The following is a 14794-nucleotide window of genomic DNA, read 5'->3' as shown; positions in this document are numbered from 1 at the left end:
CCCGGTGGCATGGCAGACAGGGGGAGGGCGCAGTGTCGGATGTGGTGATGTGCGGTCCGTTGGGAGATATCGCGCGGCAGGCAGGGCTGCAGGACGGTATCCACACCGAGGACGTCTATGCGGCGGCCCTGTGCTGGTGGGCGGCCGCCGTGGCCCCCTCGGCGGTCCTGCCGGTCGGCCACATGGAATGGCCTTGTCTGGTGTGGGGAGCCTTCCTGGCCGACGACGCCCGGCCTCCACTGGTCACGGCCCTGGCCACAGCCGGTATGGACTCCAGCCGTTTTCGCCGGCTCACCAGCCACCACGACATCACCACCACGGACAGGCTGCGGGCCGCTTGGCGCCGGTCCGCCCGGAGTACCCGCCCCGGCACCGGCTTCTCTCTGCTGCTCACCGGCAGCCCTGTCAAGCACCGCCCGTCGAGGACGTTTTCCGATGACTCCCTCGCCTACGCGTTGCGTACGGCCTGGGACGGCAACGAGTACCGCAACCTCGAACATCAGCGTCGTTCGCGCGCGGGCGGCCAGGCGGGGGAGGCCCTCAAGATCGGGGTGCTGTGGGAGATGTCGGCGGGCGACTGGAGGTACAGAGCACAGACGGAAGCGGCCTCCTCCAGCAGATTCCTGGTCTTCCGCCGGAAGACGGTAGTCCCCGGTGTCACGCTCCCCGGCCGCCGGATAGTGCCGGTGGCTTCCCAGGCCGTCGAGGGCCTCGCCCGGATCTACGACAGCCTGTCGCACCAACAGGTGCAGTTCACGATGACGGGTGAGGCCGCCGCGAAGTTCTGGCCGGTCCAGCTCAGCGCTGCTCGCTTCGACGACCAGGAGTCCCTGCCGGAGGACCAGTTCGTCCGACTGGACGCCCACACCCACCGGATCGCGGCAGCGCTCGCCCTCGCCGAGGACACGGACGTGATCACCGGCGGCCACATCGAGGCGGCATGGTCCCTGGTTGCTCGTTCCGGCCGGGATCGGGCCCGATTGCTCTGCCCTGATGCCCTGGACCTCGTCGGCGGCATTCTCGACGGGATCGGCGGGCAGGTCCGGACCGCGACCGGCTCGCCGCAGGCCCTGCCGCTGGGAGAACTGTTCCCGCCGGGTGGTCTCCATGCCGTCAGCGCGCCTGCCGCGGTGCCCGCCAGCGGGGTAAGGGACAGGAAGGGCCGGGTCAGGCGTGACGGGGCGGTCGTTCAGGACGTCAAGGACTGGTACGGCAACCAGTGCCAGATGTGCGGCAGCGTCCTGGGAATCCCGGGAGCACGCCAGACGATCAGCGAAGGTGCTCATATCCGCCCGCTGAGCCAAGGCGGACCCGACTATACCGGCAACGTCCTGTGCCTGTGCCCGAACTGCCACACGCAGTTCGACCAGGGCGGCCTCTACCTGACCGACGACCTGCGCGTCGTGGAAACGGTGACCGGCACAGTGCGGCAGCGTCTGGAAACGGAGCCCGGCCATGACGTCGGCCTGGAGTACGTTCGCTGGCACCGTGCGCGATGGGCACGGTACATCCAGCCCGTCAGGCAGACGCGCGGAGGGCGCTGACGGACGCTATGCCATTGCGGAGAGGCGGAGTTCGCGGGCTATGGCCGCGCAGCTGTCCGTTGCCGGCGACCGGCTGGGCTCGTTTGATGCGGGGCCGGCTGCACGGCCAGAAGCGGGCGGCTCGCCCACACGGCTACGGGGCTGCCGAACGGTGACGGCCGTCGACCTCCAGTACCACCCGGATCACACGGCAGCCGGGGCGTCGGCGTTGGTCAGCCCGGGAGTCGGACCCGCTGGAGGAGCCACTGCGTATCCTCGCTGTCAGCCCGGGAGGCCCAGCAGGTCGCGTAGGGCCTGGTCCTCTCGGACGGCGCCGGGTGGAGCCGTCCGTTCGAGGGCGGCCACGAGTCGCTGCCGGTCCCGCCGCCGCACGGTCAGTAGCGGGATCCGGCAGTGTGCCCCGGTGCGGCTCTCGAGCAGGAGGGTGTGCGGCCCCCGGCCGGCGTCCGCCTCGGCCGTCACCGAGCGCAGCTCCGCCAGCGGGACGGAGGTGCGGTGCAGGCCTCGGCGGACGGTGATCCGGCCGCGGCCGACGGCGACGGAAAGGAGGAGCACCAGCGCGGGTGCGAGGGCGCTCACGACCGCCGCGGCGGCGTACACCGGGGCCGTGGGGCCGCCGTCGAGCGCCTTGGGCAGGGAGATCAGCAGGCCGCCCGCCGTGAGGGGCATTCCGAGGAGCGGGTTCGGCCGTACGGAGATCGGCGCGGACAGGGGTAACGCCTTGTCGGTCATGTGCCGTTCCTGTCGTCGAGAGGTACGGAGCGCGCGCCACCGCGAGCGGCGGGCCGCCCCCGCGAGGGGAGGCGGCCCGCCGTGGTGTCGTCGAAGGGACAGTATCGAGTCGGCCGTAGCCGGTGTGCACCGGCCGGGAACCGGGGCCGGTCAGCCCTCGCAGATCTTGCGCCAGACGTCCAGGCTCTTGTCCGTCCGGGCCGGGAGGACGCCCCTCAGCGCGCCCAGCCCCTTCAGTCCGAGGGGTGACGCCGCGACGTCCGCCGTCAGATAGCCGGCCGCCTCACCGCAGTCCCAGGCGGACGTTCCGCTGCTGCACTTGTCGGCCACCAGGCCAACCTGGGTGACGGTGGTCACCAACCAGGCTGCCCCGGAGATTCCCCCGGCGACGGCCGCGCAGGGCAGCGCGCCCACGAAGGCGCAGCCCAGCGCCACCGTGCCGGAGACGGCCCAGACGGCCGTGGCGACCGAGTTGATGTGCGAGATCACGTCGGAGTGGTCATGGGCGAACTTCTTGACGCTGCTCCAGCCCCAGAGCCCCGCCGGGTCCGTCTGGTTGAGCGGATCGGCGTTGGCGTAGCCGTATGCGCTGAGGGTCTGTTCGACCACCGGGTCGACGCTGAGGAACTGAGCCGTGGCCGGGTCGTAGGAGCGGGCCCGGAGGTACACCAGGCCGCTCTCGTCGTCGCTGTACTGGCCCGCGTACCGCAGCGCGGTCGACGCGGAGCCCGTGTGGGAACTGACGGCGCCGTAGGGCGTGTAGGCGTACGCTCCGGCCACGGAGCCCGAGGCGTCGGTCAGGGCCCGGGTGGAGCCCAGCTGGTCGTGGAAGAACCAGAGGGTGCCCGTGCCGGTGATCTGCTCGACCGGCAGGTCGTCCGGTCCGTAGACGTACGAGGACGAGCCGTCGGAGAGCAGGTTGTGCCGGACCTGTGGGTGTGGTCACACGAGTTGGCGTCGGGGCAGGACGGGGCGGTTGCCGCTGAGGCGGAGCATGACGAGCGCGATGACGGCGTCCGCGCTGCGGGAGCGGATGCCCCGGCGGACGATCGGGCGGGTCCTGGTGTTCGTGGACTCGATCAGCCCGCCTGTCACCTGCTGGTGATCAGGGTGGCGGCCGGTCCGCTGATTTTCGTCCAGGTGGCGGCGCCGTTGCTGGGTGCCTGGTAGATAGCGCTGTGGTCGGGCGCCAGGCGGTAGATGTGGTCGGCGGTGACGGCGAATTCGGCTCCCGCCTCGCTGACCGGATCCCAGAACTGGGGAGTGCGGGCGTAACGCAGGAAGGTGCCGTGATCGGGGCTGGTGGCGAACAGGTCGGCCGGCCCGGCGTAGAGGTCCTGGGCGTGGCCGCCGATGAGGGTCCAGTCGCTGCCCGTACCGTCCCACTGGAACACCTGGCTGCGGTCCGGTGAGAGTCCGTAGAGGTGGGTGTCGCTGACGGCGAAGGCCGCCCCGTCGGTGCCCACGTAGGTCCAGCTTTCCCTGGCGGTGTCGTAGCGGAAGATGCGGCCGTCGCGCGGGTCGGTCGCGAACAGGCCGGCCCCGCCGCCGTACAGGCGTCCGGCCGGGCCTCCTATCTTGGTCCAGCTCGTTCCGGTGCCGTTCCAGCGGTAGACGCCGGTGTGGTCCTGGGCGAGGCGGTAGAGGCGGGTGCCGCTGATGGCGAAGTCGGCACCGGGTTCGCTGACGGGTGTCCAGTTGCCCGGGGTCCCGCTGTAGCCGAGCAGCCGTTTGTCGTCGGCGCTGACGGCGAACACGCCGGCGCCTCCCGCGAGGATCCGTTCGGTAGGACCGCCGATGGGTGTCCAGGCCATGTCCCGGCCCTGCCACTGGTAGACGGCGCGGTGGTCCGGGGCGATGGAGTACAGGGTGCCCGGAGCGGAGGCGACGACCACGGGTTGTCCCGGCTGCTGGGGGGCCGTGTCAGGCGGAACGCCCTGGGTGTCGCGGTTCCGTGGGGTGCTCGACGCCTCGGGGGCGGGCGTCGCGTCGGCCGGGGCCGGCGCCGACCCCGGGGTGGGCGTCACCTCGACCGAAAGCGGGGCCGAAGGCGAGGCCGCAGCCTGCTGCGGCCCGGGGGCAGCAGTGGCGTCTGCTGAGGCCGGGGCTGAGGCCGTAGCCGACGCGATGCCGGCTGCGGGCCGGTACGTGTCCGCGGACGTGCCGGCCGCGGACGGGGACGGGGACGGACCGTGGGCCTCGGTGACTGCCGGCACACGGTAGGAATCCGCCAGGTACGGCACCGGGATGCCCGGTGCCGGTGCGCTGAAGTGCATACCGAGCAGCACTCCGACCAGTAGCAGGGCGAGGGCCGCGAACAGGATGGTGCCGGTCCTGCGACGGGTGCCCGCGGTGCTGGGGGCGCCTGCGGCGTGTGGGGTGTTACGCGCCCGGCCGAACGGGGCGATGAGGCCGGTCAGGCGATTGTCCGGGGCGTCGACGACCTCGCCGCGGACAATCCGGGGTACCGGTGAGCGCGGTACGACGGAGGTCACCCCGAGCACCTCCCGGCGCCGGTCGGCCAAGGCCTCCCGCACCGCCAGGAGGTCGGCGTCCAGGCGCCACAGCACCGGCAGGTGTGCCTGCACCCCGTCGGCCACCACCAGCTCGGACCCCGGCTCCCGGCCTTCATCCGCCCGGCCCTCGTCCGCCCGGGCGTGCGTACGCTCCTGATCGGCCAGGAGCCCGACGGCGTCCTGCTCCCGCTGCGCCGCCTGTTGCGCCTCACGTGCACTCTGCCTGATGCGCCGCACCTCGGCCAGGCAGCGCGTCGCCTCCCGCAGCCGGGCCCGCCGCAGCTGCGCCGCGCCCCCGCCGGGCGCCTGCTGCGAAGCGGGGCCGGTGTCGTCCTCCGCGTCGTCGCCCAGTTCACCCCGCAGCTCGGCCACGACCTCCACCAGCACACGGATCAGTTCATCCGCCTCCGCGACCCCCTCCTCGGCTTGTCGCTGCGCCTGGCGGGCCAGGTCCAGCGCCTGCTGGGCGGCGAAACGTCCCGCCTCGGGCGGCCGCAGTCCCCGGGCCGCCAGGGTGGCTTGTTCGTGCAGGCGGGCAGCACGTTCCAGCAGCACCGTCCGGGCCCGCGGGTCGGTCACGCGGTCGTGGACCAGCCGCTGGAGCAGGTGCCACGGGATGTCCTTCTCCCCGGAGCGGTACTCGCTCCAACTGGTCTTGCCTGCGGGGTAACGCCGGGCGAGCTCGCGGACGGTGACCCCCGACGTCACCTCCCGCACGAACCGGGCCAGGGCATCCGCCTGCTCGGTCTCCCCCTTGAGCCGCCCCTGCGGACGTCCAACACCAGCCACCCCGTGCCCCCTTGTCCTGTCCGGCGGCCGGACCTGATTGTCCGCCGCCCCCTGACCCTCAGTCGGCTTCTTGTAGATGAACAATCAAACAGGCTGCACTGTGGAGTCTCCACCGATTCCTCGAACAACGTGCCGGGGTCGGCGGGTCGGCGGGCCGCCAGGTCGGCACCCCCGGGCCGGGCGTCTGGCCGAACCGGAAACTGACGCTACATCAATTCTCTTGATCCAATGGATCATTGGCGAGAGGGGAGTTCCCGGTGGCTGGTTCACACACCCTTCGCCCGGCAGCAGCCCTGGCCGCCGCCGCGACGGCCGCCACCGTGCTCCTCGGCCCGGTACCCGCCGAGGCCGGCCGACCCCGCCCCGCCGACCCCGAGCCTTCTGCCCACCCCCCGCCTTCTGTCGCTCCCGTCGAACGCCGTCGAGGCCAGTACCGTGGCAGCCCTGAACAACGCGGGCGACGTCCTCGGGGGAGTGCTACCCGAAGGCGGCTACGCACAGTGAAACCGCCGCGGCCCGGAGGCGGGGGCCGCGACCAGGAATTGATACGTGCCCGAAGCGGGAATAGCCTGGAACCATTGAGAGTTGGCGGGTGCCCGATGCGTCGGCCCCGCTGAGCGGTACTGCGTCCAACCGGTACTGCGTCCACCGGTACCGCGTCCATCTGCTGGGGGCGCCCCATGCACACCCACCCGGCACGGGCCTTGGCCGTCTGTTCGCCAGGGCACGGCAGACTCCACCTCTTCGTCGGCGCGCACGACGGCGCCGTACGGTACCGGGTGTTCGACGGCCGCTGGCACGCCTGGCACGCGCTGGACCGCCCCTGGCCCTCGCCCGGCGCCCCCGCGTTCACCGGCGCCCCCGCGTTCAACTGGCTGAGCGCGACGGCGACCGAGGGCCGCCCGGTCGAGGTGTTCGCCCTCAGCGCGGCGGGCGAGCTGTTACGGCTGCGCCCCGGCGCGGGGGAGCACCCGCACTGGACCTCGCTCGGCACGCTCGCCCGGGGCGGCTCGGCGACCGGTTTCACCGTCGTGTCGAGCCGGTCCGGCGATGTCCACCTCGTCCTGGACGCGGGCGCCCACGGCTGGGAGTTCCTGCGCGGACACCCGATCAAGGGGCCAGTTGTGCTCCGCACGGGCGAGCGCGCACCCGGGCACCTGACGGCAGTGCCCGTCGCGCCCGGCCGGATCGACCTCCTCCTCGCCGACACCCGCGAACGACGCCTGCTCCGCGCACACCTGGAGAGCGACACCCCGCCGATGCGCGAGCCACCGGTGTGGGAGGAGCTCGGCCCGCTCCCCGACGGGAACGAACGCTCCTTCACCTGCCTCGCCGCGACGGAGCGTGACGTCTTCCTGGGCGGCGACCACGGCCTGCGGCACTCCGCCCTGGCCCCCTGGCTCGGCTGGGAGCAGCTCGGCGGCGACCTCACCGCCCCCGACACGACCGGCCCCCGACTGGCCGCTGTCGCCTCCGGCGGCGGCCGCACCGACGTGCTCGCCGTCTGGGCCGGTGCCGCGCTGATGCACCGGCGCTTCGACCGCGGCTGGCAGGACTGGCAGCTCCTCGACCTGCCGGACGCGCCCACCGGCAGCTACCCCGTGCTCCGCGCGGACGACCTGGTCACCCTGACCGTCCGGAGCCAGGGCCTGCACGAACAGACCCGGCCCGACGGCACGGTCCAGCTGGTGGCCGACCCCGGTGGCGGCCGCCTCCTGGTGGACGTCCCCCCGCAGCACCTGGCCGAGACCGTGGTGGAGTCCGGTCAGCCGCCCCAGGGCTTCCTGGCCGGCCCTTCCACCCTGTGCTTCGCCGTCGGCCCGGACCCGGTCACGCTCACCGTGGCCGGCCTGCTCGACGCGATGAACCGCCTGCCGCTGATCGTCACGACGGCCACCACCGCCGACCTGCTGGCCCGGCTCGAAGTCCCCTGGAACCTGCTGCTCACCCTGCAGCCGGACGCCCGGTGCACCCACCGCACCCTGCCCGCCACCGGCACGGCCGGCGGCACCGAGCTGTGGCACAGCCGCATCGCGGGCCCCGACGGACACCTGACGGCGCGGCCCCTCCGGTCCCTGGCCGACGGCACCGACCACGGCACCCCGCTGGACACCTGGTACGACCGGATCGTCGCGGCCGCCGCCGAGAACCCGGCCGTCCCCCTCACCGTCGACCGGCTGATCCTGAGCGCCTACGGCGCCCGGTTCTCCGCCGCCGCCCACTGGCCCCGGCTGGAGTGGGCCCAGGACGCCGCACTCGGCCGGGACTTCCGCGTCAAGGTCTCCGCCCCCGGGGCCCTGTTCCCGTTCGGCCACCGGGCCGCCTACATCGAGGTCTCCGACCGCGGGTTCGACGGCACGGACCCCGCCGTGGCCGCCCTGCACCGCAAGGCCTTCCTGATCGTCACCGAGCCCGTCCGCGACGACTACGGCATCGGCGCGGGCGGCCCGCACGAACGCCGGTTCCCGTTCCAGAGCGTCGCGATCGACCCCGGGCAGACCGACGGCCTCGACGACGCCTCCTGGATCCCGGTGGGCTCCTCGGCCGCCCCGCCGAGGTGCTTCTGGCCGACCAGGGCCGGTACCCCCGTGGTGTTCACCCTCCAGGCCACGGCCGGGCAGGAGTACGTGGAGCTGGACCTGCCGCTGCTGTTCGTCGAGGACGGCGCCACCGGCGCCGGCTACGGCGCGGCACTCGACGGAATCTACGGAAACGGTCCGAGCACCGGAGCCTTCGCGGGCCTCGGCCGCCCCCTCTGCGACATCGCCGCCCGCATCCCGCTCGTCATGACGTCCCCGACCCAGGCGGTGGAGGACGCCGTGCAGGAGGTGCAGTCGATGACCTTCGGCGGGATCGGGGCCGGGCTCTCCCCCAGCGGGGTCGGCTTCTACCCGCAGGTGACCCAGCTGGCCGTGGGGCTGCCGGCCGTCCGCCGGCTGCTCGGCCCGCTCCCGGCGCTCCCCGCCACGATCTCGCAGGCGCTCGTCGACACCCCCTGGGGCAGCCCGACACCCGACGCGCTGCTCGACCTCGTCACACCCCGGACGCTCGACTTCGGGGCCGCCGGGGCCCGGGTCGGCGGGCTGTCCGCCCCCAACATGACCGTGTCGCAGATCTCGCGCACGCTCGGGCCGGCCGTCAGCGAAGCCTTCCAGACCGTGCCCTCGAAGCTGTTCGCCCCGGACGCCACCCTGTTCGGCGTGGTCCCGCTGAGCAGCCTCATCGACGTCGTCAGCGCACCGCCGAAGCTCCTCTGGGTCGGGCAGCAGACGCCCACCCCGTCCGCGGAGCTGACCTGGCACCAGGACCTGCAGAAGTCCTTCCCGCCGTTCACGCCCGACACCGGGTGCGCGCTGGACCTCGACGTCCGGGCCCTGTCGGTCGACGGGAAGCCGGAGATGCACGCCACCGGGACGATCAGCAACTTCAAGCTGATCGTCCCCGACGTCGGCGCCCCCGCGTACGTCGCCCTCACCTTCGCGTCCGTGACCTTCACCGCCGACCCCGGCAAGCGGCTCGACCTCTCCACCCGCCTGACGAACGTCACACTCGGCGGGGACCTCGGGTTCCTCGCCACCCTGGAGCAGTACCTCCCGCTCGGGGGGAACGGCCCGAGGATCGACACCTCGGCGACCAGCATCACGGCCTCGTACACCGTCGCCGTCCCCAGCGTCGGCCTGCTGGTGTTCAGCGTGCAGAACCTCACCGTGCAGGCCGGCGTCACGCTGTCGCTGACCGACCAGCCGATCGTCATGGACTTCGCGTTCGGCACCCGGGAACGGCCGTTCCTGGTCACCGTGTCGGGCTTCGGCGGCGGCGGGTACCTGGAACTCGGCCTGAGCGCCGGCGGCACCGACAGCGGCCTGCAGCGCTTCACCGGCGGGATCGAGTTCGGCGCCGCCATCGTCATGGACTTCGTCATCGTGTCCGCGGAGGTGCACGTCTTCGGCGGCGTCGTCTTCGCCAAGAACGGCACCGACACCGAGGTCACCGGCTATCTGCGGATCGGCGGCAGCGTCTCGCTGCTGGGGCTGATCAGCGTCTCGATCGAACTGACCCTCAGCCTGACGTACGACTCCACCTCCGGCTCGCTGAGCGGTTCGGCCCGGCTCGTGATCACCGTGGACCTGACCTTCTTCTCCAAGTCCTTCACGCTGGAGTGCCACAAGTGCTTCGGCAACTGCCCGCCCCCCGCCGGGCTGCGCCGCCCCCTGAGCGGCGCCTCGACCGCCTCGGACCCGTCGGTCGAGGCCGCGCTCGGGCCGCAGGGGCAGACCTTCCCGTGGCAGACCTACTGCCGGGCGTTCGCAGGGGAGTGAGCCATGTCATCGACCGGCCTGGAGAGCCTGACCGGCCCGGAGAGTTCGACCGGCCTGGAGAGTTCGACCGGCCCGGAGAGTTCGACCGGCCTGGAGCGGCAGTTCGTCTGGACGGTGCTCCCGGCGGGCCGGCTGGCGACCGTTCCCGGCCAGTCCGCGCCGATGGCGCTGCTGTCGGTGCTGCTGACACCGCGCCTGCTCGCCCCGGACGGAGCCGCGCTCACCATCGCGGACTTCGGGATGCAGGACTGGCCGCGGCGGCTCGCCGGGGTGGGCTTCGACGTCCGGCGCGGCGGGCGGGCGCTGCCGTCCGTGCGCGTCCCGTACACCGCCCTCGACGGGAGCACCGTCCAGTTCCCCCCGGACCGGCAACTCGCCGTCTGGCAGACGCTGTTCACCGCCACGATGCCGGTGGAGCCGTACCGGGCCACCAGCTACGACGGGCGGGCCACCAAGGCCTTCCCGGCCGGCCGGGCCGGTACCGACGTCAAGGGCATCTACGCCGCCACCGCCCAGGCCCACGCCGCGCACCGCGGCGCGGCGCCGGAGAGCCACCCCGGGCTGCGGGCCGCGCTGCGGGCGATCGGCGAGCAGTGGCAGCCCGGCCTGCTGGCACCCGCCGGCGCCACCCCGGCCCACGCCACCCCGACCGGTGCCACGCCGCCCCACGCCACCCCGGCCGGCGCTGTCCCGACCGATGCGACGCCGGCGCTCGCCCAGGCGTACGCCTTCTACCGGCGCGGCGCGCCCGACACCACGCCACCGGACCGCCTGGCGGCGCCCCCGCCCGCAGGCGAGTTCCACCAGGGCATCGCGCACCTGGCCGACCACCCCGTCCTGCTGCGCGCGCTCGGCCTGCTGGTCGACCTCGCCGTACCCGCCTCCGCGCTCACCCCGGTGGACCAGACGCACCCGGCGGAGCTGAGGGTGGTGCCGCTGTGGCCCCAGCCCGACCCGGATCCGTCACCGGGCTGGAGCGCAGCCGCCCAGACCGACCTCTCGCCCGCCACCGCCTACACCGTCACCGGCACCCGCTTCGTGCCCTCCTCCGTCGACGGTCCGACCTCCACCGGCTTCAGCGGCGGCCTCCTGCCGCTGACCGGTGCCGGTCTCGCGCCCTCCGCGAACCCCCGGTTCGAGCTGCTGCCCTTCGACGTGGACGGCGCCGCCCTGCGGCTGGTCAGCACGGCCCGGTCGGACGGGTCGTCGCCCCCTCCCGGGGAGTCGTCCCCCGTTCCGGTCGGGGCACTGCCCGCGCTGCACTCGACGGGCTTCGCCCTGGTCGACCGGGCGCGGGAGGAGGAGCACGGCAAGCAGCTCCAGCGGGCGCAGCAGCGCGGCACGCCGGCCGGCCTGCTCGCCTCCGCCCTGCTGGCGGACTCCCTGCTCGGCGGCTACCGGATGGACGTGTTCGACGACAGCCGCCAGACCTGGTACTCGCTGTGCCGGCGGCGGGTGCACCACACCGTCGGCGGCGTGCCGCTGCTGCCCGACGGCCTGCTGGAGGAGGGCTACCTGCGGCCCGGCCCGGTCGTCACCGGCTTCGGCGACGCCGACGCGCTGTACCTGCACGAGATCGTGGCGCGCTGGGACGGCTGGAGCCAGGTGGCCCAGCGGCCCGAGCGGGTCGCTGACACCGGGGACGCCCTGCCGGTACCGGTCACGTCGGGCCTCGACACGGTGGTGGAGTGCGACACCGGCTCGCTGCCACGGCTGCGGTTCGGCCGCAAGTACCGGATCCGGGTCAGGATCGCCGACCTCGCCGGCGGCGGGCTGCGCGTCGAGGAGGTCGGCGCCGCCGACGCCCAGTCGGACCTCGTCCCCTACTGGCGCTTCGAGCCGCTGCCGCCGCCGGAGCTGGTGCCGACCCGGGAGTGGGACGACGGCGACGGCCACGACCGGATGGTCATCCGCAGCGACCGCGGCACCTCGGCGGACGACTACGCGACCCTCCACGGCTACCGTGCCCACGACCTGCGGCACCTGCTGCCGCCGAAGTGCTCGCTGGCCCTGGCGCTGCAGTACGACGGAGCCTTCGACACCGCGCTGGGCCCCGCGGCGCCCGGCACCGAGGTGAGCCGGCTGTTCGCGGTCGCCGAACGGGCCGACCGTGAGCTCACCGACGTCCAGGGCGCGCGTACCGTCCCCGCCGGACCGTCCTCGCCGTCCTCGTACGTCGTCCTGCCCGAGACCGACGCGGCCCTGCCCTGGCTGGCCGACCCGAGCGGCGTGTGCGCCGCCCTGAACGCCCGGCCCCGGCCCATCGACCCCGGCAACGGGCGGCCCGGTCAGATCGACCCGCCCGACGACGCCGTGATCGCCATCTGGCAAGGCGCCTGGCCCGACCTGCAGACCGCGTCCGTACGGCTGGAGGCGGCCGCGAGCGGCTGCACGGTGAGCCGGGCGGACCCACGCCACGTCACGGTCGCGCTCGGCCCGGCCGAGCAGGTGACCTTCGACATCCCGTCCTGCCTCACGTTCGACGACGTCGCGCTGTTCGGCATCGCGCGCTGGCAGGGCGTCGACCCGAACGTGCCGCACCTGCCGGCCTTCCAGGACATCGTCGCCGGCCGGAACCGCCTGATCACCCCGCCGCGCACGGTCACCCTGGTGCACGCGGTGCAACACCCCCTCACCGACCCGAGCGGGCAGCTGACGCCCAGGCGGGGGCCCGGCGACCGCGACGCCGTCCTCGGGACGGACGCCTTCGCGATCGACATCCCGAGCACCGGACGGATCGACCTGAACGCCGACTGGACCGACCGGGACGACAGCCCGCCGGCCGCACCGACCACCACCCGGCGGATGGCGCACGTCGGCTCGTACGAGGTCCAGCACCTGCCCCTGCTGGAGGCGCTCCCGGAGATCCGCCAGGAGTTCGGCGACACCCGCCACCACCACGTGAGCTACGCCGTGACGGCGGTGTCCCGCTTCGAGGACTGCTTCGCGCGCATCCTCGCCACCGACCCCGGTGCCTGCACCGCCGCCGGGCAACTCGGCGACATCGACGTGCCGAGCACCGTGCGCCCACCCGCCCCCCAACTGCTCGACTGCGTCCCGTCGTTCGGCTGGACCCGCACCACCGACGGGCAGCGGTCGCTCACCCGGCTGCGCCAGGGCGGCGGCCTGCGGGTCCTCCTCCAACGGCCCTGGTACGTCTCGGGCGACGACGAGGCCCTGGCCGTACTCACCTTCCCGCCCGGGCCGGTCCCCGCCGAAGCCCTGCGGTACGTCGCGGTCGCCGGACGCGACCCGATCCGGGACACCGGGGCACCACCCGCCGTCCTCACCGGAGCCCAGGTCAACGCGGCGCAGCGGGCCCAGGTGACCCTCCCCGAGCTGCACCGCCTGCTGGACGCCGCCCTCTACCCGGTCGAGTTCGACGCCGAGGGCGACCGCTGGTTCGCCGACCTCGACCTGACGCCGGTCGTCTCCGCCTCCTACTTCCCGTTCGTCCGGCTCGCCCTGGCCCGCTACCAGCGGTACACCATCCCGGGTGTCCCCGACGTGTCACAGGTGGTGCTGACCGAGCCCGTCCAACTCGCGCCGCAGCGGCGCCTCACGGTCACCCGCAGCGCGGGGCAGGCGGGCGTCGTCCTGGAGGGCCTCGGGCCGGGCGGCGCCGGGAACACCGTCCGGACCGAACTCCAGGTCCAGGACCCGGGGGTGACGGCGCCGGACGGCGTCACCGGCTGGTCCACCGTCCTGACGGCCGCCTCCGCCGTCCTCGGGCAGACCATCACGATCAGCGTTCCGGACACCGGGCAGCGGGCCCAGCGCCTGGTCGTCCGGGAGTTCGAGACCCGGCCTGTTCCCGCCGGCGCCGACACCACCGGTCGACCCGTGTTCGTCGACGTCGTAGCCCTCGGAACGTGGTGACGGACGTCACCGCGGCTCCACGACCGAAGAAGCGACCATGGCAGACATCTTTCCCGACACCGGCCAGCTCCGGCTCGCGGACCAGGCCACCAGCGGCCTCCTGCCCCTCGTCGTGGACAAGGTGGCGACGTCCTGGTCCGTCCTGGTGGTGGCCCTCGGCCCGAACTGCGCACCCCTGGGCGCGAGGCCACCGGACATCGAGCTGCGGGCGGGCTCCGGAGCGCTCACCACCGTCGCGCAGGCACCCGCCACGTCGTCGATCGTCGACGGGACCGGGAGCGCGGTCGGCACCGCGTCGTGGACCAGGGACGCCAACGACGTCTTCACGGTGCAGATCGACATCTCCAATCCGGGGGAACGCCCCTGGGGCCTGCGGATCACGAACACCGACCCGCAGGAACTCGGCTTCGTCTGGTCCACGGGGAAGACCCCGGCGAAGGCCCAGCAGCCGCGGATCATCCTGGACCGCACCCCCCTGCGGATGACGGTGGCCTTGGGCGAGACCGTCCCGGACATCACGATCCCGATCTCCAACATCGGCACCGGACCGCTGCACGTGAACGGTCCGGGCGACCAGCCCATGGGTGCGGGCTACGTGCTGAAGAACTTCCCGGCCAGCCTCCCGCCCAACGCCTGCGACCACCTCCAGATCGGGATCAGCCCCGTATCCGAACCGATCGTCACCAGCCTGCAGACCGCCGACTTCGTCCTGCCCTGCAACGATCCGGTGGCCCAGGAGGTCACCCTGCAGCTGTCACGCGACGAGAAGAGCAAGGACGTCAAGGACGTCAAGGACGTCGCCAAGGAGAACAAGGACGACAAGGACGACAAGGAGCGGAAGGAAGCCAAGGAGGACAAGGACGCATTCAAAGAACACCCCGCCGAGGGCATGCACCCGGCATCCGAAGTCAACCACCCACCCGAGCACTTCATCCCCCCGGCGCAGCGCCCCGACCTCGCGGACAGCGCCCTGCGGGACGAACCCCCCGAGCCGGGACGGACCGAGAGGTAGGCG

The 14794-nt window shown here is 73.2% G+C and carries 8 protein-coding genes; 4 read left to right on the top strand and 4 right to left on the bottom strand.

What is annotated here, in order from left to right:
* Window positions 1–32: 32 nt before the first annotated feature.
* Entirely contained in the window at window positions 33–1544 is a 1512-nt protein-coding gene (locus ACFWPI_RS27480) for an HNH endonuclease (protein ID WP_380375025.1), read from the top strand.
* A 261-nt stretch (window positions 1545–1805) separates the two neighbouring features.
* Here the strand turns inward: ACFWPI_RS27480 and ACFWPI_RS27475 are convergent, their stop codons facing one another.
* From ACFWPI_RS27475 to ACFWPI_RS27460, 4 genes are all read right to left on the bottom strand, one after another.
* Window positions 1806–2276: a hypothetical protein gene (locus ACFWPI_RS27475; protein ID WP_380375023.1), complete on the bottom strand. Its 471-nt coding sequence runs from the start codon at window positions 2274–2276 to the stop codon at window positions 1806–1808.
* Between the two features lie 150 nt (window positions 2277–2426).
* Window positions 2427–3056 (bottom strand): RHS repeat-associated core domain-containing protein, encoded by a 630-nt coding sequence (locus ACFWPI_RS27470; protein ID WP_380375022.1) that lies wholly within the window; start codon window positions 3054–3056, stop codon window positions 2427–2429.
* Window positions 3057–3218: 162 nt separating this feature from the next.
* Window positions 3219–3371: a hypothetical protein gene (locus ACFWPI_RS27465; protein ID WP_380375020.1), complete on the bottom strand. Its 153-nt coding sequence runs from the start codon at window positions 3369–3371 to the stop codon at window positions 3219–3221.
* Window positions 3368–5581, bottom strand: coding sequence for a hypothetical protein (locus ACFWPI_RS27460; RefSeq protein ID WP_380375019.1), 2214 nt, complete (start codon window positions 5579–5581; stop codon window positions 3368–3370). The genes ACFWPI_RS27465 and ACFWPI_RS27460 overlap by 4 nt, the downstream gene beginning before the upstream one ends.
* A gap of 680 nt (window positions 5582–6261) precedes the next feature.
* On the opposite strand from ACFWPI_RS27460, the gene ACFWPI_RS27455 reads away from it, so the two are divergent.
* Genes ACFWPI_RS27455 through ACFWPI_RS27445 form a run of 3 tightly spaced genes read left to right on the top strand, consistent with a single transcriptional unit; the run spans window position 6262 to window position 14791 of the window.
* A complete protein-coding gene (locus tag ACFWPI_RS27455; protein ID WP_380375017.1) occupies window positions 6262–9900 on the top strand; it encodes a hypothetical protein in 3639 nt (1212 codons plus the stop codon).
* Window positions 9901–9903: 3 nt separating this feature from the next.
* Window positions 9904–13779: a hypothetical protein gene (locus ACFWPI_RS27450; RefSeq protein ID WP_380375015.1), complete on the top strand. Its 3876-nt coding sequence runs from the start codon at window positions 9904–9906 to the stop codon at window positions 13777–13779.
* Between the two features lie 37 nt (window positions 13780–13816).
* On the top strand, window positions 13817–14791 hold the full coding sequence (locus tag ACFWPI_RS27445) for a hypothetical protein (RefSeq protein WP_380375014.1): 975 nt from the start codon (window positions 13817–13819) through the stop codon (window positions 14789–14791).
* Window positions 14792–14794 lie beyond the last annotated feature (3 nt).

Source organism: Kitasatospora sp. NPDC058492, from assembly GCF_042720685.1.
GTDB lineage: Bacteria > Actinomycetota > Actinomycetes > Streptomycetales > Streptomycetaceae > Kitasatospora.
This window is presented reverse-complemented; position numbering and strand designations above follow the sequence as displayed.

Excerpts from the sequence above, each read along its gene's own strand:
- ACFWPI_RS27455 (WP_380375017.1), top strand. The coding sequence starts at position 6,262 with ATGCACACCCACCCGGCACGGGCCTTGGCCGTCTGTTCGCCAGGGCAC.
- ACFWPI_RS27475 (WP_380375023.1), bottom strand. The coding sequence starts at position 2,276 with ATGACCGACAAGGCGTTACCCCTGTCCGCGCCGATCTCCGTACGGCCG.
- ACFWPI_RS27445 (WP_380375014.1), top strand. The coding sequence starts at position 13,817 with ATGGCAGACATCTTTCCCGACACCGGCCAGCTCCGGCTCGCGGACCAG.
- ACFWPI_RS27450 (WP_380375015.1), top strand. The coding sequence starts at position 9,904 with ATGTCATCGACCGGCCTGGAGAGCCTGACCGGCCCGGAGAGTTCGACC.